19 protein-coding genes are annotated in these 24,050 nt (G+C 52.9%); 7 read left to right on the forward strand and 12 right to left on the reverse strand.

Annotation, left to right across the window (positions count from 1 at the left end; translation table 11 throughout):
- Positions 1–194: 194 nt before the first annotated feature.
- Complete coding sequence (cysB, locus tag I2D83_RS10950; RefSeq protein WP_015840250.1) at positions 195–1,169, forward strand: HTH-type transcriptional regulator CysB; 975 nt, start codon at positions 195–197, stop codon at positions 1,167–1,169.
- 129 nt (positions 1,170–1,298) lie between these two features.
- Here the strand turns inward: cysB and dtpA are convergent, their stop codons facing one another.
- The 12 genes from dtpA to I2D83_RS11010 all read right to left on the reverse strand — a co-directional run bounded on the left by dtpA (position 1,299) and on the right by I2D83_RS11010 (position 16,614).
- A complete protein-coding gene (gene dtpA / locus I2D83_RS10955) occupies positions 1,299–2,819 on the reverse strand; it encodes a dipeptide/tripeptide permease DtpA (RefSeq protein WP_180776822.1) in 1,521 nt (506 codons plus the stop codon).
- A gap of 619 nt (positions 2,820–3,438) precedes the next feature.
- Positions 3,439–5,901, reverse strand: coding sequence for an aminotransferase class V-fold PLP-dependent enzyme (locus tag I2D83_RS10960; RefSeq protein WP_241007298.1), 2,463 nt, complete (start codon positions 5,899–5,901; stop codon positions 3,439–3,441).
- A 348-nt stretch (positions 5,902–6,249) separates the two neighbouring features.
- Positions 6,250–6,885, reverse strand: coding sequence for an endonuclease III (gene nth, locus I2D83_RS10965; protein WP_205948086.1), 636 nt, complete (start codon positions 6,883–6,885; stop codon positions 6,250–6,252).
- Complete coding sequence (locus tag I2D83_RS10970; protein ID WP_205948087.1) at positions 6,882–7,589, reverse strand: electron transport complex subunit E; 708 nt, start codon at positions 7,587–7,589, stop codon at positions 6,882–6,884. Before I2D83_RS10970 ends, nth begins: the two co-directional genes overlap by 4 nt.
- A complete protein-coding gene (rsxG, locus tag I2D83_RS10975; RefSeq protein ID WP_205948088.1) occupies positions 7,586–8,215 on the reverse strand; it encodes an electron transport complex subunit RsxG in 630 nt (209 codons plus the stop codon). Before rsxG ends, I2D83_RS10970 begins: the two co-directional genes overlap by 4 nt.
- Before the next feature lie 10 nt (positions 8,216–8,225).
- Positions 8,226–9,281: an electron transport complex subunit RsxD gene (gene rsxD, locus I2D83_RS10980; protein WP_015840256.1), complete on the reverse strand. Its 1,056-nt coding sequence runs from the start codon at positions 9,279–9,281 to the stop codon at positions 8,226–8,228.
- A complete protein-coding gene (rsxC, locus tag I2D83_RS10985) occupies positions 9,282–11,525 on the reverse strand; it encodes an electron transport complex subunit RsxC (protein WP_205948089.1) in 2,244 nt (747 codons plus the stop codon).
- Complete coding sequence (gene rsxB / locus I2D83_RS10990) at positions 11,518–12,096, reverse strand: electron transport complex subunit RsxB (protein ID WP_181844986.1); 579 nt, start codon at positions 12,094–12,096, stop codon at positions 11,518–11,520. Before rsxB ends, rsxC begins: the two co-directional genes overlap by 8 nt.
- Positions 12,096–12,677, reverse strand: a complete 582-nt coding sequence (gene rsxA, locus I2D83_RS10995; RefSeq protein WP_011093834.1) for an electron transport complex subunit RsxA — start codon at positions 12,675–12,677, stop codon at positions 12,096–12,098. Before rsxA ends, rsxB begins: the two co-directional genes overlap by 1 nt.
- A gap of 226 nt (positions 12,678–12,903) precedes the next feature.
- Positions 12,904–13,119: a transcription modulator YdgT gene (gene ydgT, locus I2D83_RS11000; protein ID WP_129707925.1), complete on the reverse strand. Its 216-nt coding sequence runs from the start codon at positions 13,117–13,119 to the stop codon at positions 12,904–12,906.
- A 252-nt stretch (positions 13,120–13,371) separates the two neighbouring features.
- Entirely contained in the window at positions 13,372–14,877 is a 1,506-nt protein-coding gene (gene araA / locus I2D83_RS11005; RefSeq protein WP_181846746.1) for an L-arabinose isomerase, read from the reverse strand.
- 36 nt (positions 14,878–14,913) lie between these two features.
- Positions 14,914–16,614 carry a ribulokinase gene (locus tag I2D83_RS11010; protein ID WP_205948090.1) on the reverse strand — a complete coding sequence of 567 codons (1,701 nt, stop codon included), beginning with the start codon at positions 16,612–16,614 and terminating at the stop codon, positions 14,914–14,916.
- A gap of 372 nt (positions 16,615–16,986) precedes the next feature.
- Here I2D83_RS11010 and I2D83_RS11015 point away from each other — a divergent pair, with 372 nt between their 5' ends.
- From I2D83_RS11015 to I2D83_RS11040, 6 genes are all read left to right on the forward strand, one after another.
- Positions 16,987–17,970, forward strand: a complete 984-nt coding sequence (locus I2D83_RS11015; RefSeq protein WP_015840263.1) for an arabinose ABC transporter substrate-binding protein — start codon at positions 16,987–16,989, stop codon at positions 17,968–17,970.
- A 110-nt stretch (positions 17,971–18,080) separates the two neighbouring features.
- On the forward strand, positions 18,081–19,604 hold the full coding sequence (gene araG / locus I2D83_RS11020; protein ID WP_205948091.1) for an L-arabinose ABC transporter ATP-binding protein AraG: 1,524 nt from the start codon (positions 18,081–18,083) through the stop codon (positions 19,602–19,604).
- 18 nt (positions 19,605–19,622) lie between these two features.
- A complete protein-coding gene (gene araH, locus I2D83_RS11025; RefSeq protein WP_205948092.1) occupies positions 19,623–20,609 on the forward strand; it encodes an L-arabinose ABC transporter permease AraH in 987 nt (328 codons plus the stop codon).
- A gap of 62 nt (positions 20,610–20,671) precedes the next feature.
- A complete protein-coding gene (gene araC, locus I2D83_RS11030) occupies positions 20,672–21,604 on the forward strand; it encodes an arabinose operon transcriptional regulator AraC (protein ID WP_015840266.1) in 933 nt (310 codons plus the stop codon).
- 114 nt (positions 21,605–21,718) lie between these two features.
- A complete protein-coding gene (locus tag I2D83_RS11035) occupies positions 21,719–22,765 on the forward strand; it encodes an oxidoreductase (protein WP_015840267.1) in 1,047 nt (348 codons plus the stop codon).
- Between the two features lie 151 nt (positions 22,766–22,916).
- Positions 22,917–23,909: a bile acid:sodium symporter family protein gene (locus I2D83_RS11040; protein WP_205948093.1), complete on the forward strand. Its 993-nt coding sequence runs from the start codon at positions 22,917–22,919 to the stop codon at positions 23,907–23,909.
- Positions 23,910–24,050: the final 141 nt, after the last annotated feature.

Genomic DNA, 24,050 nt, shown 5'->3' on the forward strand with positions numbered 1-24,050 from the left:
ATCGCACGTACTGCGTTCTTTATCGCTATCACCATGTAAAAATGGTTATATAAAAATAATTTTTATGATTAAATGACATTAATTGATGGAAATATACGCCAGATGGTTAAGGCGTAGTCAGATCAATAAAACGGAACGTCGTCAGAACGTCGTGAGATGCCACGTGCACACTTCAATTGGGAATGGGATAAATTATGAAACTACAACAGCTTCGTTATATTGTTGAAGTTGTTAATCACAACCTGAATGTGTCTTCTACCGCAGAAGGGTTGTACACCTCCCAGCCGGGGATCAGTAAGCAGGTCCGCATGCTGGAGGATGAGTTGGGCATTCAGATTTTTGCCCGTAGTGGAAAACACCTGACACAGGTGACACCAGCCGGACAGGAAGTCATCCGCATTGCACGTGAAGTGTTGTCGAAAGTCGATGCCATCAAAGCGGTTGCCGGAGAGCACACTTATCCCGATAAAGGGTCGTTGTACGTGGCGACCACGCATACGCAGGCACGCTATGCGCTGCCAAGTGTGATTAAAGGCTTTATCGATCGCTATCCCCGCGTGTCGCTGCACATGCATCAGGGGTCACCGACGCAGATTGCGGAGGCTGTTGCGAAAGGGTCTGCGGATTTTGCTATTGCGACCGAAGCGCTCCACCTGTACGACGATCTGATCATGCTGCCGTGCTACCACTGGAACCGCGCGGTGGTGGTAAAACCCGATCACCCGCTGGCCTCCAAAACAGATATCTCCATTGAAGAGCTGGCTGCTTATCCCATCGTCACCTATACCTTTGGTTTTACGGGGCGCTCCGAGCTGGATACCGCGTTTAACCGTGCGGGGCTGACGCCGCGTATCGTCTTTACTGCCACGGATGCCGATGTAATTAAAACCTACGTGCGTTTAGGTCTGGGTGTAGGGGTGATTGCTAATATGGCGGTCGATCCGCAAACGGAAACCGATCTGGTGACCATCAACGCGAACAGTATTTTCAGCTACAGCACAACGAAAATTGGCTTCCGTCGCAGTACGTTCCTGCGTAGTTACATGTATGACTTTATCCAGCGTTTTGCTCCGCATTTAACGCGTGATGTCGTCGATACTGCCGTTGCGCTGCGTTCAAATGATGAAATAGAAGCGATGTTCAAGGATGTCACGTTGCCGGTGAAGTAAGCGTCATTCAGGGCGGATAAACCAACGTAAAAAAGCCAGACATTGTCTGGCTTTTTATCATTTATATCATCAAACGCTTTGCTCATCGCACCTCACACGTTCATTGGCGTGAGGTGCTCAGGCTGGTTATCAGGCGGATGCTGTCGTAGTGGCGGCGTCCGCAGGAACGTCGGTAGCGACATCTTGCGTCATGCGCGTCAGTTTTGGCGCGGTCAGCAGCATTAGAACGGCGATGATGCCCGTAACGATACCAATCTGCATGAAGACATTGCTGTAAACCTCAAGGGATACGTGCGGGTCTACGACGTTCTCAGGCACGGCCATCATGTTAGCGACGTAGCCTGCGATAATGGCGGCACCCGCTGATGTCAGGAACCAGGCACCCATGATGAAGCCCATCAGGCGCTGTGGCACCAATTGAGCGACCATCGCCAGCCCCAGACCGGAAATCATTAATTCCCCGATACTTTGCAGGCCATAGCAGAGGATCAGCCAGTTAACGGACACGATACCCTGTTCGTTTGCCATGCTGGCGCCCCACGGCAGTACCAGGAACGCGCCGGAGCACAGCACCATACCAATCGCAAACTTGTGCGCCATCGGCAGTTGGTCGCCCATTTTGTTGTAAACCGCAGCCAGAAGCGGGCTGGCAACCATGATCCAGAATGGGTTGAGTGCCTGATACTGCTCCGGCTCAAAGGCAAAACCTAAAATAGAGTGCTCAACGTTGCGAATCGCAAAGAAGTTCAGCGATGTTGGCATCTGGTTGTACAACACAAAGAAGACCACGGCCTCCAGCATGAGCAGAAGCGCAACGATCATTTTCCGGCGTTCAGCACCGCTCACCGCCAGCATTTCTTTGATGAAGATGGCGACAACGGCCAGTGAAATGATGGTCAGAATCCAACGGGCAACGCCCTGATTGTGCAGCAGCCAGGTGGAGAGCGCGACCAGCACCACGATACCCGCGAGGGTAATGACCAATTTTTTCAGGTTGATTGGTTGGAAATCTGGCTGAGAACCTTGTGTGCTAACCCACTTACGGCAGAACATGAAGTTAACCAGCGTCAGAATCATACCGACTACGCTCAGGGAGAAGGCAACGCTCCAGCCATAGTTCGCTGCAAGCACCGGCGTTGCCAGCATAGAGAAGAAGGAACCAATGTTCACCGCCATGTAGTACATGGTGAAGGCGCCATCCAGACGTGGATCGTCCTTCGCATAGCAGGTAGACAGCAGGGCTGACGGGTTGGCTTTAAACAATCCGTTACCGACGGCAATGGTTGCCATACCGATATAAACCCACGCCACGCTGTGGCCTGAATAGGCAATCATGGTGTAACCGATCGCCAGCACGATAGCACCCAGCACGATCACACGTTTGGTGCCGAGGACCTTATCACCCAGCCAGCCGCCAATAGCGACGAAACCGTATACCAGCGCGCTGAACGAGGAGAAAAGGGTGATGGAGTCGGTTTCGGACATGCCCAGCATTTTGACCAGATAAACGGCCATGATGCCTTGCAGGCCGTAGTAACCAAAACGCTCCCACAGCTCAATGCTAAAGATGAGATAAAACGCTTTTGGTTGTTTGAAAGCGTTCATGCTGACGCTTTCGGTAGATTCGCTGTTGTTGTTTGCTGTTGACACAAAGACCTCTGATTTTACATATCTCGTTTTTTTTAACGAGAAAATAACAAGAGTGAAACAGTGAAACTGCGTCCTCTTTTCATTGTTATGGGGAGGAAAAACGGCGTTATATTGACGTTATTTTACGGACAGGCAAGCTTTTTGACATGTTTTGTTACAAGTGGGTTTTGTTACGGGATAAAACCATAAATCAAATGTTATGCAGAGTTTAATTTCATATCTTGCTTTCACTTCAAATTATTATCTCGGTTTTACGTTTTTGTTTTCCCGTGAAGGGATATAATCTGCCTTTTAGTTAAAACCAAGACAATATCATTAACTATGAATGAATATGCGGTTTAATCTTTTGCATATTACTAAATATGCAGTGAGTATAAAAATCGATCAAATGCACGTAATAAGATGAATATAGGGATAATCACTCTAAGTGACTTTCAATCACTAAATTTTCTATTAAAAATAACTTATTAGCCTTAAATAGTGGTTATGTGTGTTTTTATACAGGCTTTTTGATAGAAGAATATGCTACAACATAGGATTTGGGGAGCAGCGAAACAGTAACCGCAGTTAAGCGGTTACTTTAAATAGCCATTAAATTAAATATTAATGTGCTACGCCATTATTCTAATGATGTTGAAATGAAGGCCGGAAAGGTCGAACTGGACATTGCCACCTCAAAACTCTCTGCTTCAGTGTTCAAAAGCCCCTTCGCAAACAGATAAAAACAATAAACGTCGCGGAAGTTCGAACCCAGACCAAGTGAAACACGTATTGCTCCGCAGTGGCCCTTGCTGAGGATCTTGTCATCAAAGGTTTTGCAGTCGAGGATTTTTTCATACTTATCAAGCTCACAGTGTTCCGCTCCGGCAGTAGTGTATGTCGCCTGCTGAACAGTGCCCAGATTGCAGAAACACCCGTTACGCACAATGATTCCCACGTTCTCCAAAGCTTGCCTGATCAAGGCGTGGGAGAAGATGGCGTTATTGCAGTCGAAAAAATTTAGCATCACTGTGGCCCCTTTATTTTTCACCGACAGTCCATACACCTGACAGAGAGGGGTACCGAGTTTAGTGCTGTGCCGAAGTTCTGACAGTTTCAGCTCAAGCCATCGCGCAAGAGCAGATGAACGTCTCTCAACCTCTTCAAGTCCCAACTCGGAGAGAAACTGAAATCCCAAGGCAATGGCATGGAAGGAGGCATAGTTTGGCGTACCGATCTCAAATCGCCGACCATCATCACGGTACAGCAGTCGCTCCGTTGGAGACCACGGTCCCGAGTAGTAGCACACGGCACCGCCAGCAAAGGAGTGCGGCACCAGTTTATCCAGCGATGATCTCCTGGCAATAAGACAACCAGCCCCGGTCGGATAACCAAACATCTTGTAAAAGGAGATAGTCATAAAATCTGGCTGGTGTTGCGAATAATCCAGTCTGGACTGCGGGACAAACGCAGCTGCATCCAGCAAAACCATGGCTCCCTTCTCCTGTGCGGCATTAACCCACTTCAGGCTGTGCCTGATACCGGTGGCGTTTGACTGCGCTGGGTAGGCCAGCAGATGGGTATGCCTGGGGGACAAATTATCCAGTGCCCGCCGCATTGAACTGTCAGGGATCTGGAGAGCCTGGTCCAGGGGAATATATTTTACCTGTGCCCCCTTTGATTTAGCGTATTCCCGAATGCTGTGGACAGAGGTGTGGTTATCTTTGGTCAGCAGAACTTCTGTTCCATTTTCGTAGGGGAACGATTCCGCCACAAGGCGGATAGCACTACTGGCGTTAGCGGTGAAGATGATTTCATACTCATCTGGTGAACAGTTGAAAAAGTGATAGATCGCCTGACGGGCCTGCTCATAAATTTCCTCGGAAGTCCTGGAACCACTGTGTGGATTGCCCAGGATAGTGTTCCTGAGCATCTGGTAATTCCCTTCAATAAGACACAGTGGTGCCAGCGTGCCACCTACATGGTCCAGATAGGTCACCTTGCGAGACTCCATACGTGAAAAGTTGCGTGCACGAAGCGCCTCAACCTTGGCTTCAGGGTATGTGGGATATTCGGACAAGAATACCTGCTTCATTGCCAGGTACTGCTGTAGTGGTTGAGAATTTTGCAGCAAGGGCGGTAATGTCTTTCTCTTCCTGAATGCTTCTGGCGTTAGTTGATAAAACGCGGCCAACGCTGCAAATTCAGGACCCGGAGCCTTTTTAACAGATGTGTTGCCCGTTTTATCGACCTGTCCGCGTATCAGCCAGGCTTCGACCTGATAGTGTCGGTCCGGAACCTGCGCATTAAAAGCGCGGAGCATGGTATCCAGATGTTGCTCTCGCATGACGCTGTCACACTGGTTGAACTCTTCCAGAAGAATGCAGGCATTAAAGAGGAATTCACGCGTATCATCGTCACTAAGCTGAAAACTCATGGGGTACAGGGTGACGCTCTCATCGGTATTCTGACACAGTCCCTCAAGGGAGAAGGCCTGGGTGATAGGGGAGTGATCGCTCAGGCTAAGCGCTGCGTCCATAATTGCAGAGGGGATACCAAAATATTTCTGCGATTCACTCCGCGCCAGATCGAATAACACGTTGTAATGAAAAACCGTGCCGTAAATTTTTCCACCGGAACGTAGCACCCGTTTAAACTCACGGGCGATCCGAACTTTGTCCGGCGGGAACATCAGCCCAAAGCCACACACGATAATGTCAAAACTGTTGTCTGCAAAAGGCATATCGGCCATGTCCACATCCGCCATGAAGGTGACATCCCGCCTCATCTCATCACTGACCACACGCTGTGCCATGTCAATTGCGATCTTCGACAAATCGGTCGCGGTGAGTTGGATATTTAGTGGCTTTGCCAGCCCCTCATAGATTGCAGTGGTGATTCGGCCTGTTCCACAAGCTACCTCCAGGATGCGGGTGGGCGGCGTCCTGGTATCAATATCTTTTCGAATCTCGTTGACAAGCAGTTCTCCATAGGGTTTGTAGAGTCTGGATCCTAGGACTCGCTCATAGAATTCCGTGAACGTACTCAATGACCATTGTTGATCTGACACAACCTTGCAGTGATGCTGTGCTGAATTATTCATTGTCGGGTATCCAAAATTATCGTGGTCAACGATAACAGACCACAGTTTTAGCATTGTTTCGGAATCTTTTTCCGATTCATCGGGCGTCACTCCGCTGGGGCCTGTGCATAATTTCAGGGTTCTATGAACCGTCTGATTCATACAGGCCTGTATACCGCTTCAAAACGTAGTTCATACTATTCTTTGTGCAAATCCCGTGAAAATGGACGGCTGAACGTTATGTCCATAATGAAAATAAACGAGGAAATGACAGGGTCATTCTGACTGTAGGATAACTAAAGACGAGGCGGAGTGAGGAATAACGGAGAAGGCGGTCTGGTGAGTGGGTTTCTACCAGACCACAAGAGATTAGGCGTCGATCTTCTCACCAAATTCGCACAAATCTTCAATCAGGCAGGAACCACAGCGTGGTTTGCGTGCGATGCAGGTGTAACGACCATGCAGAATTAGCCAGTGATGGCAGTCGACTTTAAATTCTGCTGGAACGACTTTCAGCAGTTTTTCCTCTACCTGCTCAACGTTTTTACCCGGCGCAAACCCTGTGCGGTTGCTGACACGAAATATGTGGGTATCAACAGCAATGGTCGGCCAGCCAAATGCGGTATTCAGAACTACGTTTGCGGTTTTCCGTCCGACACCCGGTAAGGCTTCCAGTGCCGCGCGATCTTCAGGAACCTGTCCCTGATGCTTTTCCAGCAATAGACGGCAGGTTTTGATGACGTTCTCCGCCTTGCTGTTAAACAGACCGATGGTCTTGATGTAGTCTTTCACGCCGTCCACACCGAGTGCGAGCAGGGTTTCCGGCGTATTCGCGACAGGGTAGAGTTTTGCCGTTGCCTTGTTGACGCTGACATCGGTTGCCTGCGCGGAAAGCAGAACGGCGATGAGCAGCTCAAACGCTGTACTGAACTGCAATTCAGTCGTGGGATGAGGATTGTTAGCGCGTAAACGCGTCAAGATCTCAATCCGTTTGGCTTTGTTCACAGCGATTCCCCTACGGTGCCGGTTGCCGGAGCGGCTTTCTCTTCGGTGGCAGCGGCGCGAGCTCGACGTTGTTTCATTTTCTCATCGATCAAATATTTCGCAGCCAGCAACAGTCCCAGACCAATAAAGGCGCCCGGTGGCAGCATCGCCAGCAGGAACGGGGAGTCAAGGTGTACAACCTCGATACGGAGAGATTTAGCCCAACTACCCAACAGCAAATCCGCGCCGTCGAACAGCGTGCCGTTACCCAGAATTTCACGTAAAGAACCGAGCACTACCAGCGCGCTGGTGGCTCCCAGCCCCATCGCCAGGCCGTCAATAGCCGAAGGGAAGACGGCATTCTTGGACGCGAAGGCTTCGGCGCGACCGATAACGATACAGTTCGTCACAATCAGAGGAATAAAGATCCCCAGCGACTGATATAAGCCGTAGGCATAGGCGTTGATCAACATCTGCACGGTGCTGACCACCGAGGCGATGATCATGACGTAAATAGGAATACGAATTTCCGCTGGCACCCAGCAGCGTAGCGCAGAGACGGCCATATTGGTACAGGTGAGTACCAGCGTGGTTGCCAGTCCGAGCCCCAACGCGTTCGTTGCGGTGGATGACACGGCGAGCAGGGGGCAAAGACCCAGCAATTGAACCAGTGCCGAGTTGTTCTTCCATAACCCTTCAATAAAAAGCGCTTTGGTCTGACTCATTGGTTCTCTCCACAGGCGGATAGCGTGTTGATTTGTGACGGCAGCGTTTGCAGGTAAAGCGCGCTGCGTTTTACGCTATTAATGACGGCGCGTGGCGTAATCGTGGCCCCGGTAAATTGATCAAACATTCCGCCTTCTTTCTTCACTGCCCAGCGGGCATCTTGCTCGCTCTGTACCGTTTGTCCGCTGAATCGGGTGATCCAGTCAGAGATGCGTATTTCGATTTTATCACCCAGCCCCGGCGTTTCATGATGCTCGGTCACACGAACGCCGAGTACCTTGCCATGAAAATCGGCGCCAACCAGCAGCCGAATAGCACCAGAATAGCCATCTGGCGCGGTACTTTCTAGTGCTGCTGCAACAGGTTCACCGTCCTGACGGGCGATGAACACGCGGTGCGGCGCTGACGATCCTAATGCTGGGTTAGTGACAACGTAACACTCTTTTTGCATGTCACTGTTGTATAGCTCTGCCGGAACTACCTGATCCAACAGCATCTTTTGCTGCAACATTGCCTGATGCGAGATCGTGGGTTCCGTCAGCATGTTCACCACGGCAGTGACTGCGGTAGTGAAGGCGGCAAACAGGGCCAGTGTTGTCGCGTGGCGACGCATTGTTGTTATCATGAACGTCCCCTCAGCGACGGTGGCCGTAAGCGCGCGGCTTGGTGTAATAGTCGATCAGCGGCACGGTAATATTCGCCAGCAAAACGGCAAACGCGACGCCGTCCGGATAGCCACCGTAGGTTCGAATCAACCAGACCAGTAATCCAATTAGCGCGCCAAAAATCAGACGGCCACGGTTTGTGGTCGAGGCGGTAACGGGATCGGTCGCAATGAAAAAGGCACCGAGCATGGTGGCGCCGGACAGTAAATGCAGCATCGGCGGAGCGAATTTCTCCGGTGCGATAACCCAGCTTAGCGAAGCGCAGAACATCAGTGACAGCAGGAAACTGACCGGAATATGCCAGCGAATGGTGCCGCGCATTAGCAAAAACAGCCCGCCGATGAGAAAACCGATATTCACCCACTGCCAGCCAATGCCAGACAGCGATTGCGCAAACATCGGCTGTTGCAGAATGCTCTGCGGCGTTTGACCGGATCGCAGGCTGGTTTTAAAGGTATCCAGTGGGGTAGCCTGACTGATGCCGTCAACGTTATGCATCAGCTGCTGCATGGTGTATCCGTCAGGCGTATGTCCGGTAAAAATAATGACTAACGCATCATGGAAACCGACGGGGATGGTTTGCAGTGGCACAGGTGGCAGCCAGCTTGTCATCTGCACCGGGAAAGAGATCAGTAGCACCACATAGCCAATCATCGCGGGATTAAAGGGGTTTTGCCCTAAGCCGCCATACAGCTGTTTGGCGATAATGATAGCGAAGACGGTTGCCATGACCACCATCCACCAGGGGGCAAGCGGCGGCAGGCTGATGCCGAGCAGCACGGCAGTCAATAGTGCAGAATTATCCGCCAGCGTCGTACGTACGGCAAACTTTCTGAGTGACAGTGTCACGCCTTCTGCGATGAGTGCCGTGGCTGACGCTAGCCCGACCTGAATCAGGTTGCCGTAACCAAAGAAATAGACCTGTGCCAGCATGCCGGGCAGACAGGCCAGAATCACCAACAGCATGATGCGCTGTGTGCGCTGTTGGTTATGTGTAAACGGTGAACTCGCAATTCTAAAAGCCATTTATTCCTCTTGATGTGACGATGCCTGCGCGGCTTTACGGGCTTTAACGCGAGCTATAGCGGCAGCAACAGCAGCCTTGCGGGGATCTTCCGGCTCTTGTGTTTCAACAACCGCAACAGGTTCTGCAACTATGTCAGAGGCAACCGATGAAACGGATCCCTCGACGTTTGTCGCCGTCTGCTGGGCAGCCTTACGGGCTTTAACGCGAGCGATAGCGGCAGCAACAGCAGCCTTGCGCGGATCTGCCGGCTCTTGTGTCTCAACGACCGCGACAGGTTCTGCAACTACGTCAGGGGCAACCGATGAAACGGGAGCTTCTGCGTTTGTCGCCGTCTGCTGGGCAGCCTTACGGGCTTTAACGCGAGCGATGGCGGCGGCAACAGCAGCCTTGCGTGGATCGTCCGGCTCTTGTGTTTCAGCGGCCGCGACAGGTTCTGCAACTACGTCAGAGGTAACCGATGAAACGGGAGCTTCTGCGTTTGTCGCCGTCTGCTGTGCAGCCTTACGCGCTTTAACGCGTGCAAGAGCGGCGGCGACTGCCGCTTTGCGAGGATCATCCAGCTCGGTGGAAGGCACGTCGACCGTTGGTGTTTCCTGTTGCGCCTGGTTTTCACGCGCTCGCTCTTCACGAACTAATGCCTTCCGTGCCGCGCGTGCGGCGATGGCAGCGCTGTTATCCGGCTGCGCATCAGGCATAACCGCGATTGGTGCCCCAATCTCTGTTGTGGCGCTTTGCTTGCGACGCACGCGTTCCAGCGCTGCCTGGACGGCATCTTTATCGCTAGTGGATACGCCAGCCGCTGCCTGTTTATGGCGCAGTTCGCGCGCGGCTTTTTCCCGTTCCAGACGCGCCTGTTTAGCATCAAAGCGCACTTTAGCCTGCGCGGCACGCTGTGCGTCTTCGTCAATTGCCCGAATTTCGGCTTTTTCCTGACGGTAATACTGAACCAGTGGGATGTTGCTGGGGCAGACGTAAGCGCAGGCACCGCATTCGATGCAGTCAAACAGATGGTGATTGCGCGCTTTTTCGTGTTCCTGCCCGCGGCTGAACCAGTAAAGCTGCTGTGGCAAAAGGCCTGCCGGACAGGCATCGGCACATTGGCTACAGCGAATACAGGACTGCTCTTCGGCAACGGGCTCCATTTCCGTATGTGACGGTGCAAGCAGGCAGTTGCTGATTTTGACGATCGGCACATCCAGCGACGGCAGGGTAAAGCCCATCAGCGGACCACCCATCACTACCATCGGCTGCTTATTGACATGGAAGCCGCCCTGTTTAAGCAGGTGACGTACGGGAGTCCCCAGCCGCGCCCACACATTACCGGGTTGGCGTAAGGCTTCACCAGTGAGTGTCACCACGCGTTCGGTGAGCGGCTCGCCGTCGATCACCGCACGTTTGATGGCGAAGGCCGTACCGACGTTCTGCATTAGCACGCCAATCGCGGCGGAGTGTTTCCCGAACGGGACTTCTTTGCCCGTCAGAATCTTGGTGAGCTGCTTGGCGCCGCCTGATGGATACTTGGTGGGGATGACGCGCAACTGCATATCGCTGCGTTTACCCAATGCCAGCCGCAGGGCGCTGATGGCTTCTGGTTTGTTATCTTCGATCCCGAACAGAATACGTTTCGGTTGCAACAGGAATGACAGAATCTCGACGCCCTGAATTATCTCGTCGGCGCACTCCTGCATGAGTCGATCGTCGGCGGTGATATAGGGTTCACATTCTGCGCCGTTGATGATCAGGGTTTCAATCCCACGCATCCCACCCTGTAACTTGGCGGCGGTAGGGAACCCTGCGCCGCCCAGTCCTGCAATACCCGCCTGATGCAAGTGGGCAAGCAGGGTGTCGGTGCTCTGTGTTTGATAATCCGCCAAAGTCTGGCGATCGCACCAGCGATCTTCACCATCCGGCACGATAATGATGCTGAGTTCGGACAAACCAGAAGGATGTGCCGTCGTGTGCTGACGGATTGCGTTCACCGTTCCCGACGTCGGTGCGTGAACGGGCAAGGTGCGGCCTCTGCCTCGGGTGAGCGGTTGGCCGCGCAGCACTTTATCGCCGACGCTGACGCAGATCTCTCCTTCCGGCCCAAGATGCTGCTTGAGTGGAATAATGAACTGTTCTGGCAGAGGAATTTGGCGCAGTGGCGTCCGGCTGGACTGCGTCTTCATTTCCGGCGGATGAATGCCGCCGTCGAAATCCCAAATCCTGTCTTTTTTAAAGGCGGAAAACAGCTTAAGCATGTCGTTCTACTTGAATAACGCGTACTGGAATCGTATCAAGATCCCATTTCCAGTTAGCGGGAGTCGGAGCGATAGGACGTAACTCGATACAGTCCGTCGGGCAAGGGGCGACGCAGAGATCGCAGCCAGTACATAAATCGCTCACGACGGTGTGTACCGCTTTGGTACTGCCGATGATGGCATCAACCGGGCAGGCCTGAATGCACTTGGTACAACCGATGCAGTTGTTTTCGTCGATCCAGGCAACCTGACGCGCAGGTGCTTGCACATCGGCATCGCCTTCCAGCGGCTGCGGTTCGACGTTAAGTTTTTCAGCCAGCTTCAACATCATCGCTTCGCCGCCGGGGCCGCACTTATTAATATTTTCCCCATTCAGCGCGACGGCTTCGGCGTAAGGTCGGCAGCCAGGATAGCCACACTGGCCGCACTGGCTTTGTGGCAGCATCGCTTCCACTTCTTCTACGATCGGATCATTTTCGACTTCAAACCGACGGGAGGCGTAGCCGAGCACCAGACCGAATGCCAGCGCGAGTGCGCTTAATGCCGCAATGGCAATCCAGATAGCGCTCATCAGAATTTCACCAGTCCGGTAAAGCCCATAAACGCCAACGACATGAGGCCTGCGGTGATTAGCGCGATAGAAGAACCCCGGAACGGTGCGGGAATATCCGACACGGCGAGGCGTTCGCGAATAGCGGCGAAAAGCACCATCACCAGCGAGAAGCCTGCAGCACCGCCGAAGCCATAAATCGTCGATTGCAGGAAACCGTGCGATAGATTGATGTTAAGCAGGACGACACCAAGCACCGCACAGTTGGTGGTAATCAGCGGCAGAAAAATCCCCAGCAGGCGGTACAGCTCCGGGCTGACTTTGCGTACGAACATTTCGGAGAACTGCACCACAACGGCGAGCACCAGAATAAACGCCATGGTGCGTAGATAGAGAATATCGAGCGGAACGAGAATAAACTCGTTGATCAGCCAGGAAAACATGGAGCCCAGCGTCATCACGAACGTGGTCGCCATTCCCATGCCAATCGCCGTCTCCAGCTTTTTGGACACGCCCATAAAGGGGCACAGCCCAAGAAACTTCACTAAGACGAAATTATTTACCAGAAGGATGCTAACAAAGAGCAATGCGTATTCGGTCATTACGGTGCCTACAAAACAAAACCGGACTATTATCAGGCATTGTCGGGTTTTCGACAACATACCCAAAGTAGGGTTATCGACGACCCCAGCAAGGGGCGAAAGGTTAGTTGTTCTGAATAAGAGAAACGCCGGGCTGTCAGACAGTCACGCAAAGTACGTTCTGAGCCATTGCCCGGATGGAAATTATTGCATAATTATTCTTTTTATCGCTGATAACTATTTATCACTACAGGACGTGATGCCAGACGGATTTTGGCACGCAGCCGATATCGAATAAGCGCCCGCCAGACACCAGTTCAGCCCGCCGATGATCCGCGGCACGATACATGTTGATGATTTCCTGACTGTCTGTCAGAGAGTAATTGAGGTGATCAAAGAGTTTTTCCAGACTTTCTGTTGAGCTGACTTTTCTGAATTTAAGCAAATAGTCATGAACGGTCATGGTGATTGGTCTAATAGTTATGTGATTGAGATGACTAAGTATATGCAAGCGATAAAGCCTGTCTAGAGGGCGATGTAATAAAGTACGCTTATTTTTCAACAACAAACAAATGAAAATGAAAAATAATGAATTGACACGAAAAGATGCCGAATGCTAAGTCGACGCGCTAAATAGCGCGTGGGAAGGGTGAATGCCTATAAAGGGGCAGATTATGTGGGAATCTGCCCCTGATGTTTGCTTCTAACGATGCTTCTAGCGACTACACAGCTTGTAGTACACCTCATTCCAGCGCAGCGCATCTTTGAATTCGTGGAGTCGGGTTTCGTTGTCGATGACCAACAGTTCAATGTTCTGCATCTCGGCGTAGAGCCGCATGTGTTCGAGATCTAACGCCTGACTAAAGACAGTGTGGTGCGCACCGCCAGCCAGAATCCAGGCTTCGGCCGCCACGTCCAGCGACGGCTGCGCTTTCCAGATGGCACGGGCAACCGGCAATTTCGGCAATGGGTGCGGCTGTTCGATCGTATCGACCAGATTAACCAGCATTCTGAAACGGTCGCCCATGTCGATCACACTGGCATTCAGTGACGGCCCGGCTGGTGTGGAGAAAATCAAGCGAGCAGGGTCGGCTTTTCCTCCAATACCAAGGTATTGCGCATCCAGAATCGGTTTCTGTTCTTTCGCAATGGTGGGGCAGACTTCCAGCATGTGGGAGCCAACGACCAGATCGTTACCGTTCTGGAAGTTATAGGTGTAATCCTCCATGAAGGACGTTCCGCCCGACAAACCGCCGGCCATCACTTTCATGATGCGCAGTAGCGCGGCGGTTTTCCAGTCGCCTTCGCCACCGAAACCATAGCCCTGTTGCATCAGACGCTGTACCGCCAGCCCCGGCAGCTGTTTCAGACCATACAGGTTTTCAAAATCGGTAGTGAACGCATGGTAGCCGCCTTGTTCCAGAAAGCGTTTCATCCCGAGTTCGATCTGCGCTGCATCCAGCAGGTTCTGGCGGTTAGCGCCGTTGAGTTTCACCGCATCCGTTAACTGGTAGCTGGCTTCGTATTCGTCGACCAGCGCATTGATATCGCCTTTGGATACGGCATCAACCACGGCAGTTAAATCACCCAGTCCCCAGGCGCTGACGGAATAACCGAACTGGATCTGCGCGCCGACTTTATCGCCTTCGGTGACGGCGACTTCACGCATGTTGTCGCCAAAGCGCGCGACCTTCAGCTGTTTACTTTCCTGAATGGCGGCTGCTACCCGCATCCATTTCCCGATACGGGTATGGGCGTTTTTATCCTGCCAGTGGCCGACGACCACCTGATGCGCCTGCCGCATCCGGGCGCCGATAAAGCCAAATTCGCGTCCGCCGTGCGCGGTCTGGTTCAGGTTCATAAAATCCATGTCCATGGTATCCCACGGCACTTCGGCATTGAACTGGGTGTGGAATTGCAGCAGTGGTTTACTGAGTATGCTCAGGCCACCAATCCACATTTTGGCTGGAGAGAACGTATGCAGCCAGGTCAGCAGGCCGATACAGTTATCCTGATAGTTGGCATCGCGACACAGCGCCAGAATTTCGTCCGGTGTTTTCACCAGCGGTTTCAGCACCAGCTTAACCGGCAGGTTCGCCTGTTGATTCAACCCGGCGACGACCTTTTCCGCGTTCTCTTTTACCTGACGCAACGTTTCCGGCCCGTAGAGGTGCTGGCTACCGATGACGAACCAGACTTCAAGCTGCTTAAAATGATCCATGATGACTCCTGTAACGTGATCCCCAGAGGGATAAAATTAGTTTTTTGCCGTAGACGTTGGGCTATAGGCCGGTTCCGCGAGGCGACACCACTGCTGATAGCGCGCATAAAGCTGCTGATAACGGGCAACGCGCTGGCTGTCCGGCATTAAAGTGCGTTCGATGCCGCTGGCCATATGCTGCTGTGCTGTTGGGATATCGCCGTGAACGCCGGCAGCGACGGCGGCAAAGATTGCCGCGCCGAGCGCACAGCACTGATCGGAAGCGACGATCTGCAAAGGACGATTCATCACGTCGGTACAGACTTGCATGATGACGGGAGATTTCCGCGCGATGCCGCCCAGAGCCAGCACGTTCTCGACGGGGACACCCTGATCTTCAAAGCATTCCATAATCGCGCGAGCCCCAAAGGCGGTCGCCGCAATAAAGCCGCCGAACAGCGTGGGGGCGTCGGTCCCCAGATTGAGATCGGTAATCACGCCTTTTAGGCGCTGATTGGCGAACGGCGTTCTACGGCCGTTAAACCAGTCCAGCACGACAGGCAAGTGATCCAGCGTGGGATTTTCCGCCCAACAACGGGTAAGCCGCTCCAGCAGCTTGGCTTCCATCGCCTCTAATGACGTTTTGAGTTCGGGATGACCTTGTTCGGCATAGTCTTTTGCCGCTTCCTGTAACGACCAGCCCAGCAGTCGCCCAAACCAGGCGTACATATCGCCGAAGGCGGACTGTCCGGCTTCGAGACCGATATAGCCAGGGATGACGCTGCCGTCGACCTGTCCACAAATACCAGCGATGGTGCGATCGGCAATACGTGCGTCGTCGGCAATCAGAATGTCGCAGGTAGACGTACCAATCACTTTAACCAGCGTATACGGCTGTGCGCCTGCGCCGACGGTGCCGACGTGGCAGTCAAATGCACCGCCCGCCAGAATAACCGTCTCGGGAATGCCGAGCCGCTGCGCCCATTCGGCGGTAATCGTGCCGACCGGCTGTTCGGCGGTCCAGGTATCGGTAAACAGCGGGTACTGTAATGTCTCGGTCAGGCAGGGATCGAGTGCGTGTAGGAAGTCTTTTGGCGGCAGTCCACCCCAGCTTGGGTGCCAGAGTGATTTATGTCCGGCACTGCATCGACCACGGCGGATATCGGCAGGCGCCTGCGTACCGGAAAGCAGGGCGGGCACCCAGTCGCACAGTTCTATCCAGGAGACCGCAGCCTGACGCACGGCGGCATCTTCACGCGAGACATGCAGGATTTTGGCCCAGAACCATTCGGACGAGTAAACGCCACCGATATAACGGGTGTAATCCGGAAATTGGCCGCTCCGGCACAGCGTATTAATCGCTTCCGCTTCTTCTATTGCCGTGTGGTCTTTCCACAGCACAAACATCGCATTGGGGTTATCAGCAAATTCGGGGCGCAGCGCGAGGATCTGACCGTGTTCATCAATCGGTGCGGGGGTGGATCCGGTCGAATCCACGCCGATGCCGATGATGTGTTGTCGCTGTTCGTTCGTCAGGCGGGAAACCACCACCTTAATCGCCTGTTCCAGCGATTCGATATAGTCCAGTGGATGGTGTCGGAACTGGTTGTTGGCAGGCTGACAATATTTACCCTCGCGCCAGCGGGGGTAGTAGACCACTTCTGTTTCCAGCTCTTGCCCGCTTTGGCAGTCAACGGCTAAGGCGCGTACCGAATCACTGCCGAAGTCGAGGCCAATCGTAATAGCGCCCGCACTCATGCTTTGCTCCTCATTAATCCCAGATCGTTGGTGTTTACGATAGGCAGGGAGACGAAGAGGCGGTTAGGAGCGGTTAGCTGGAAGTATGTATTTTTCTGTCGCCAGCAGCCATTTTGTGAAGCCCGTCAAAGGTTAATGATTGGTTAAAATCGCTAAATGTATGTACAAACCTGCCATTGTTCCGGGATGTGATAAAGCTCTATATTCGGACCGAAAATAACGACTAAAACATAAAGCGTCTGAATGCTACTGAGTAAAGGATTGCGCTAAGTCTGTGTTTTTCCTTTATCCAGACCGGAAATACCTTACCCACAACGTGAACGCGTTTCGGCGTTGCTGGCGAACGAAAAGATAATTACACCGGAGAACATCATGCATAAATTCACTAAGGCGCTGGCAGCAATCGGGTTGGCTGCGGTTATGTCACAATCAGCTATGGCAGAGAACTTAAAGCTGGGATTTCTGGTTAAACAACCGGAAGAACCCTGGTTCCAGACCGAATGGAAATTCGCGGATAAAGCAGGAAAAGATCTCGGTTTTGACGTGATAAAAATTGCGGTTCCCGATGGGGAAAAGACCCTGAACGCGATTGACAGCCTGGCGGCCAGTGGAGCAAAAGGTTTCGTTATCTGTACGCCCGATCCGAAATTAGGGCCTGCCATTATGGCGAAAGCGCGCAGCTACGATCTGAAAGTGATCGCGGTTGACGATCAGTTTGTGAATGCCAAAGGCCAGCCGATGGATACCGTACCGCTGGTGATGATGGCCGCTACCAAGATCGGTGAGCGTCAGGGGCAGGAACTGTATAAAGAAATGAACAAACGCGGCTGGAAAGTGGACGAAACGGCCGTGATGGCGATTACCGCGAACGAACTGGACACCGCGCGTCGCCGTACCTCGGGTTCTATGGATGCGCTGAAGGCCGCAGGCTTCCCGGAAAAACAGATCTATCAGGTGCCGACCAAATCTAACGATATCCCCGGTGCGTTTGATGCCGCTAACTCCATGCTGGTGCAGCACCCCGGTGTGAAAAACTGGCTGATTATCGGTATGAACGACAATACCGTGCTGGGCGGCGTGCGTGCGACGGAAGGTCAGGGCTTTAAAGCGGAAAACGTGATTGGTATCGGTATCAACGGCGTGGATGCGGTCAGCGAGCTGTCCAAAGGTCAGGCGACAGGCTTCTTTGGTTCACTGCTGCCAAGCCCGGATATTCACGGCTACAAGAGTATCCAGATGCTGAATGACTGGGTCACCAAAGGCGTAGAGCCCGAGAAATTTACCGAAGTAACCGATGTGGTGCTGATCACTCGTGACAACTTTAAGGTCGAACTGGAGAAAAAAGGCCTGATGTAATCACGCCTGATTTCGTAAAGACGCGGATAACGCCGATCGGCATACGCTGGTCGACGTTATCCTGATCGAAGTTATCCGCGCTCTACCTGCATCGTTATGAGGAAACAGACATGACAGCACAGTCACCCTATTTGTCGTTTCATGGGATTGGCAAAGAATTTCCCGGTGTTAAGGCACTTTCGGATATCAGTTTTGCCTGCCATGCCGGCCAGATCCATGCATTGATGGGGGAAAACGGGGCGGGCAAATCGACGCTGTTAAAGATCCTGAGCGGCAACTATTCTCCGTCAGCGGGTGAAATCTATATTCAGGGCAAACCCGTGCAGTTTACTAACACGATGGATGCCCTGAATGCGGGTGTTGCCATCATTTATCAGGAACTGCACCTGGTGCCGGAAATGACGGTCGCCGAGAACATCTATCTGGGGCAACTGCCACATAAATACGGCATGGTGAATTATTCGCTGCTGCGCTATGAAGCCAAGCTCCAGTTACAGCATCTGGGATTGGATATCGATCCTGATACCCCGCTGAAATACCTGTCTATCGGGCAATGGCAGATGGTGGAAATCGCCAAGGCGCTGGCCCGTAACGCCAAAATTATTGCTTTTGATGAACCGACCAGTTCGCTGTCTGCCCGTGAGATCGAGCAACTGTTCCGCGTGATTACGGAATTGCGCAGCGAAGGCCGGGTCATTTTGTACGTTTCGCACCGGATGGAAGAAATTTTTGCGCTGAGCGATGCCATTACCGTGTTTAAAGATGGCCGCTATGTGCGCACGTTTGACGATATGCAGCAGGTAAACCATGAATCGCTGGTTCAGGCGATGGTAGGGCGTAACCTGGGGGATATCTATGGCTATGCGCCGCGTCCGCACGGTGAAGAACGTTTGACGCTGAAAGACGTGAAAGCGCCGGGCGTGAAATCTACCGTTTCCCTGAACGTGAAGCAGGGGGAAATTGTCGGGCTATTTGGTCTGGTTGGAGCTGGCCGCAGCGAGCTGATGAAAGGGCTGTTTGGCGCGACCAAAATCACCGGCGGTCAGGTGCTGCTGGATGGCAAGCCGCTGGTGGTGAATTCTCCTATCGACGCGATTCGTCAGGGCGTGATGCTCTGCCCAGAAGATCGTAAAGCGGACGGTATCATTCCTGTCCACTCGGTGCGTGACAACATCAATATCAGTGCGCGGCGTAAGAGCCTGAAAGCCGGTTTTATTATTAATAACCAGTGGGAAGCGGATAACGCCTCGAAACGGATTGCGGCGCTGAATATCAAAACGCCGTCCGATGAACAGCTGATTATGAATCTTTCCGGCGGTAACCAGCAGAAAGCCATTCTTGGCCGCTGGCTGTCCGAAGAGATGAAGGTCATTTTGCTCGATGAGCCCACGCGCGGTATTGACGTCGGCGCGAAGCACGAAATTTATCATGTCATCTATGAACTGGCGAATCAGGGGATCGCGGTGCTGTTTGCTTCCAGCGATTTACCAGAAGTGCTTGGGCTGGCCGACCGGATTATCGTCATGCGCGAAGGGGCTATCTCCGGCGAGCTGCTGCATGCCGATGCCACAGAGCAGAAGGTGCTCAGTCTGGCTATGTTACGAACCCCCGATATCGAATCTGCGGTTGCCTGACCGCGAAGGAGCAAAATAATGTCAACGGTTACATCTGCAACCTCAGAAAAGAAGACCGGCAGTTCGGGGTTTTCCCGGATTTGGGATAACTACGGCATGCTGGTGGTGTTTGCCGTGCTGTTTCTTGGCTGTGCGATTTTCGTCCCGAATTTCGCGACGTTTATCAATATGAAAGGGCTGGGGTTAGCGATCTCGATGTCCGGTATGGTGGCCTGCGGGATGCTGTTCTGTCTGGCATCTGGCGATTTTGACCTGTCGGTGGCCTCCATCATCGCCTGCGCAGGGGTAGCCACGGCAGTGGTGATCAATATCAGTGAAAGCCTGTGGATTGGTGTCAGTGCCGGGCTGCTGCTGGGCGTGGCGTTCGGTTTGCTCAATGGTTTTGTGATTGCCCGTTTGAAGATCAACGCGTTGATCACCACGCTGGCGACGATGCAGATTGCGCGTGGTCTGGCGTACATCATTTCCGATGGTAAAGCGGTAGGGATTGAAGATGAGCGCTTCTTCGCACTGGGTTATGCCAACTGGCTGGGTTTGCCCGCGCCAATCTGGATCACCATCGGCTGCATGATTCTGTTTGGGCTGCTGCTGAACAAAACCACATTTGGCCGCAATACGCTGGCGATTGGGGGCAATGAAGAAGCGGCGCGTCTGGCTGGGGTACCAGTGGTGCGTACCAAGATCATCATTTTCGCTTTGTCCGGCCTGGTGTCAGCCGCTGCGGGGATCATTTTGGCCTCGCGCATGACCAGTGGCCAGCCGATGACCTCCATCGGGTATGAGTTGATCGTAATTTCTGCCTGTGTGCTGGGTGGTGTGTCGCTGAAAGGTGGGATCGGTAAAATTTCTTACGTGGTGGCTGGTGTACTGATTTTGGGGACGGTGGAAAACGCGATGAACCTGCTGAACATCTCTCCATTTGCCCAGTATGTGGTGCGCGGTCTGATTCTGCTGGCGGCGGTTATCTTCGACCGCTACAAACAGCTGGCGAAGAAAACGGTGTAAATGCCTGTGCGGCAGGTAAGAGCCTGCCGCTTTCTTTCTTATTAGCGTGTACCGGAGGCTCGATGTATCACCGTATGGCGCATGAATCTCAGCCTAATCCGCTGCTGCCGGGATATTCGTTCAACGCTTACCTCGTGGCAGGCCTGACGCCGATTCTGGCAGAAGGACCGCTCGATTTCTTTATCGATCGTCCCGATGGTATGAAAGGCTACATCATTAACCTCACCATGAAAGGACAGGGTCAGGTCTTTGACGGCGATGAGACCTTTTTCTGTAATCCTGGCGATCTGCTGTTGTTCCCGCCGAAATCGAAACATTTTTATGGTCGTTCGCCGAGCAGCGACTGCTGGTATCACCGCTGGGTCTATTTTCGCCCGCGCGCCTACTGGGCGGACTGGCTGGAATGGCATACTAAAAGCAGCGGCATTGGCCGCATGAGCCTGCCGAATAACCAATTGCTGCTGGAGTTCGACAGGCTGTTTGCCAATATCGAGCAGACGCAGCGTTCCGGGCGGCGTTTTTCAGAAGAGTTGGGCATGAATTTGCTGGAGCGCTTGTTGCTGCGAGCGATGGAGGAAGATCCGCAGAGTCCGCAGAAGATCATGGATCCGCGCGTGATAGAAGCCTGCCAGTTCATTACCAGCAATCTGGCTGGGGAGCTGCGTATTGACGAAGTGGCGCGTCACGTTTGTCTGTCGCCGTCGCGGCTGGCGCATCTGTTCCGTGAGCAGGTGGGCATTAATATTCTGCGCTGGCGTGAAGATCAGCGCGTGATTCGCGCCAAACTGTTGTTGCAGACGACGCAGGAGTCTATCGCCAATATTGGCCGCGTGGTGGGGTATGACGATCAGCTTTATTTCTCACGCGTATTCCGTAAGCGAGTCGGCGTTAGCCCCAGTGATTTCCGCCGCCGTAGCAGTGAAATCAATTACCCGGCGGCCAAAACGCTGCCTATGGCGTGGGGAGAGCGAATGCCCAATGTCGTAAGCGGTTAATATTCCGAAACGAGTCAGATTCCCCTGACTGTTATCCCTCTCTGCACTCTGGCGGATGACGGGTATATACTGAGTGAGAAATCACAAAGTCAAAATAAGTTAAGGGGAATCGTCATGAGTGAGACCGTTCGTGTTGGGTTGCTGGGCTACGGTTATGCCAGTAAGACATTCCACGCGCCGTTGATTGCAGGTACGGCTGGTATGGAACTGGTCGCGGTATCCAGCAGTAGTGCTGAAAAAGTGCATGCGGATTGGGCAAATCTGCGAGTAGAGAAAGACCCTCAGGCGTTGTTTAACGATCCCGATATTGACCTCATTGTTATTCCTACCCCCAATGACACGCACTTCCCGCTGGCAAAACAGGCGTTGGAAGCGGGCAAGCATGTCGTCGTCGATAAACCTTTCACCGTGACGTTGTCACAAGCATACGACTTAGGCGCGATTGCCGAACACGTCGGAAAAGTGCTTTCTGTGTTCCATAACCGCCGCTGGGACAGCGATTTTCTGACGCTGAAACAGCTGCTGTCAGCGGGAACGTTAGGAAATGTGGTGTATATGGAATCGCATTTCGATCGCTTCCGTCCTGAAGTGCGTCAGCGCTGGCGTGAAGATGGCAGCGAAGGCAGTGGGATTTGGTACGATCTGGGGCCGCACTTGCTGGATCAAGCATTAGAGCTGTTTGGTTTGCCGGTCGCGATTCAGGTGGACATGGCGCAACTGAGGCCGGGGAGTAAGGCAACGGATTATTTCCATGCGACGCTGATTTACCCGCAGCGCCGGGTGGTCCTGCACGCCAGTATGCTGGTGGCCGCGGCTTCTGCACGCTATACCGTGCACGGCACGCGTGGCAGTTTCGTCAAATACGGGCTCGACCCGCAGGAAGATCGCCTGAAAGCGGGCGAACGTCCACCGTTAGCCGACTGGGGACAGGATAAGCATGATGGTGTGCTGACGTTGTCTCGCGATGGCATAACGGCAGAGCAAACGATCGCCACGATTCCAGGTAACTATCCCGCCTACTATGCGGCGGTGCGCGATGCGCTGCTCGGTAAAGGGGAAAACCCCGTCAGTGTGCATCAGGCGATTCAGGTGATGGAGTTGATCGAGCTGGGACTGCTTTCCCATGAGCAGAAAAAAGCCGTCACGCTGAAAAATAGCTAGATTTACTGCACTTTATTCCAGATAGTTAACGGTTTGTTTATACAGGCGGTCTTAGGATCGCCGTAGACTGCCATTTTGGGCGATCTTCGGGTCGCCCGTCTTGTTAGGGTGTTCATCAGATAAATAACAGGCTAGAGGAAAGGTGTCAGGCATGGGGTGGTTACAACGGTTACGCATTGATAAGTTTTTATTGGTTCTGATTCTGGTTGTGCTGACGGCGTCGATTCTTCCAGCTGAAGGCGGCGTGAAGGTCTTCTTTGAGTATCTGACAACGGCGGCGATTGCTCTCCTGTTCTTTATGCATGGCGCAAAGCTCTCGCGCGAAGCGATTACCGCAGGGATGGGACACTGGCGTTTACATCTGGTGGTGTTTGCCAGCACGTTTATTCTGTTCCCGCTGCTGGGCATCGGCATGAGCCTGCTGTCGCCGGTTGTGCTGACGCCAACGTTGTATCTTGGTTTTCTCTATCTGTGTGCGCTGCCTGCGACGGTGCAGTCGGCGATTGCGTATACCTCAATGGCTGGCGGTAACGTAGCGGCTGCTATCTGTAGCGCATCGGCATCCAGTATTTTGGGCGTGTTTCTTTCGCCGATTCTGGTTGGTTTGCTGATGCACACGCAGGGCGGAGAAACGGATACGCTGCATGCTATCGGTTCCATTATTATGCAGCTGATGGTGCCTTTCGTGATTGGGCATCTGTCTCGTCCGTTGATTGCTGGCTGGGTCGATCGCCACCGTAAGCTGATTAATATCACTGACCGGTCATCGATTCTTTTAGTGGTGTACGTCGCTTTCAGCGAGGCGGTTGTGCAGGGGATCTGGGGACAAATCAACGGCTGGTCATTGCTCGCCGTCGTCGGCTGTTCGATGGTGCTGTTAGCGATTGTGCTGGTGGTGAATACGCTGGCCGCGCGCAAGCTGGGCTTTAACACCGCCGATGAAATCACTATTGTCTTCTGTGGTTCGAAGAAGAGCCTGGCGAATGGGATCCCGATGGCAAACGTGCTATTTCCTGCCGCAGCGGTAGGGGCGATGGTGCTGCCGCTGATGATTTTCCACCAAATTCAGTTGATGGTGTGTGCGGCTCTGGCTCAGCGTTATGTCAAGCGACTACACAAGGAACAGAATACGCCTAACCAATAAGCGGTGATCGTTCTCTCAACATGATAAACGCCCCCGGTCTTACACAGGCCAGGGGCGTTGTTATTTTCCGCTATCACTTGTAACTACTCGGAAATACAATAAATAATCTATTGCAGTGATAGTTACGTAGATTTATTACTT

Origin of the sequence: Pectobacterium aroidearum (assembly GCF_015689195.1) — a bacterium.
GTDB lineage: Bacteria > Pseudomonadota > Gammaproteobacteria > Enterobacterales > Enterobacteriaceae > Pectobacterium > Pectobacterium aroidearum.

Coding starts and splice junctions, on each gene's coding strand:
- cysB (WP_015840250.1), top strand. CDS start 195: ATGAAACTACAACAGCTTCGTTATATTGTTGAAGTTGTTAATCACAAC.
- I2D83_RS10960 (WP_241007298.1), bottom strand. CDS start 5,901: ATGAATAATTCAGCACAGCATCACTGCAAGGTTGTGTCAGATCAACAA.
- I2D83_RS10970 (WP_205948087.1), bottom strand. CDS start 7,589: ATGAGTCAGACCAAAGCGCTTTTTATTGAAGGGTTATGGAAGAACAAC.
- rsxG (WP_205948088.1), bottom strand. CDS start 8,215: ATGATAACAACAATGCGTCGCCACGCGACAACACTGGCCCTGTTTGCC.
- rsxD (WP_015840256.1), bottom strand. CDS start 9,281: ATGGCTTTTAGAATTGCGAGTTCACCGTTTACACATAACCAACAGCGC.
- rsxC (WP_205948089.1), bottom strand. CDS start 11,525: ATGCTTAAGCTGTTTTCCGCCTTTAAAAAAGACAGGATTTGGGATTTC.
- rsxB (WP_181844986.1), bottom strand. CDS start 12,096: ATGAGCGCTATCTGGATTGCCATTGCGGCATTAAGCGCACTCGCGCTG.
- rsxA (WP_011093834.1), bottom strand. CDS start 12,677: ATGACCGAATACGCATTGCTCTTTGTTAGCATCCTTCTGGTAAATAAT.
- ydgT (WP_129707925.1), bottom strand. CDS start 13,119: ATGACCGTTCATGACTATTTGCTTAAATTCAGAAAAGTCAGCTCAACA.
- araA (WP_181846746.1), bottom strand. CDS start 14,877: ATGGATCATTTTAAGCAGCTTGAAGTCTGGTTCGTCATCGGTAGCCAG.
- I2D83_RS11010 (WP_205948090.1), bottom strand. CDS start 16,614: ATGAGTGCGGGCGCTATTACGATTGGCCTCGACTTCGGCAGTGATTCG.
- I2D83_RS11015 (WP_015840263.1), top strand. CDS start 16,987: ATGCATAAATTCACTAAGGCGCTGGCAGCAATCGGGTTGGCTGCGGTT.
- araG (WP_205948091.1), top strand. CDS start 18,081: ATGACAGCACAGTCACCCTATTTGTCGTTTCATGGGATTGGCAAAGAA.
- araH (WP_205948092.1), top strand. CDS start 19,623: ATGTCAACGGTTACATCTGCAACCTCAGAAAAGAAGACCGGCAGTTCG.
- araC (WP_015840266.1), top strand. CDS start 20,672: ATGTATCACCGTATGGCGCATGAATCTCAGCCTAATCCGCTGCTGCCG.
- I2D83_RS11035 (WP_015840267.1), top strand. CDS start 21,719: ATGAGTGAGACCGTTCGTGTTGGGTTGCTGGGCTACGGTTATGCCAGT.
- I2D83_RS11040 (WP_205948093.1), top strand. CDS start 22,917: ATGGGGTGGTTACAACGGTTACGCATTGATAAGTTTTTATTGGTTCTG.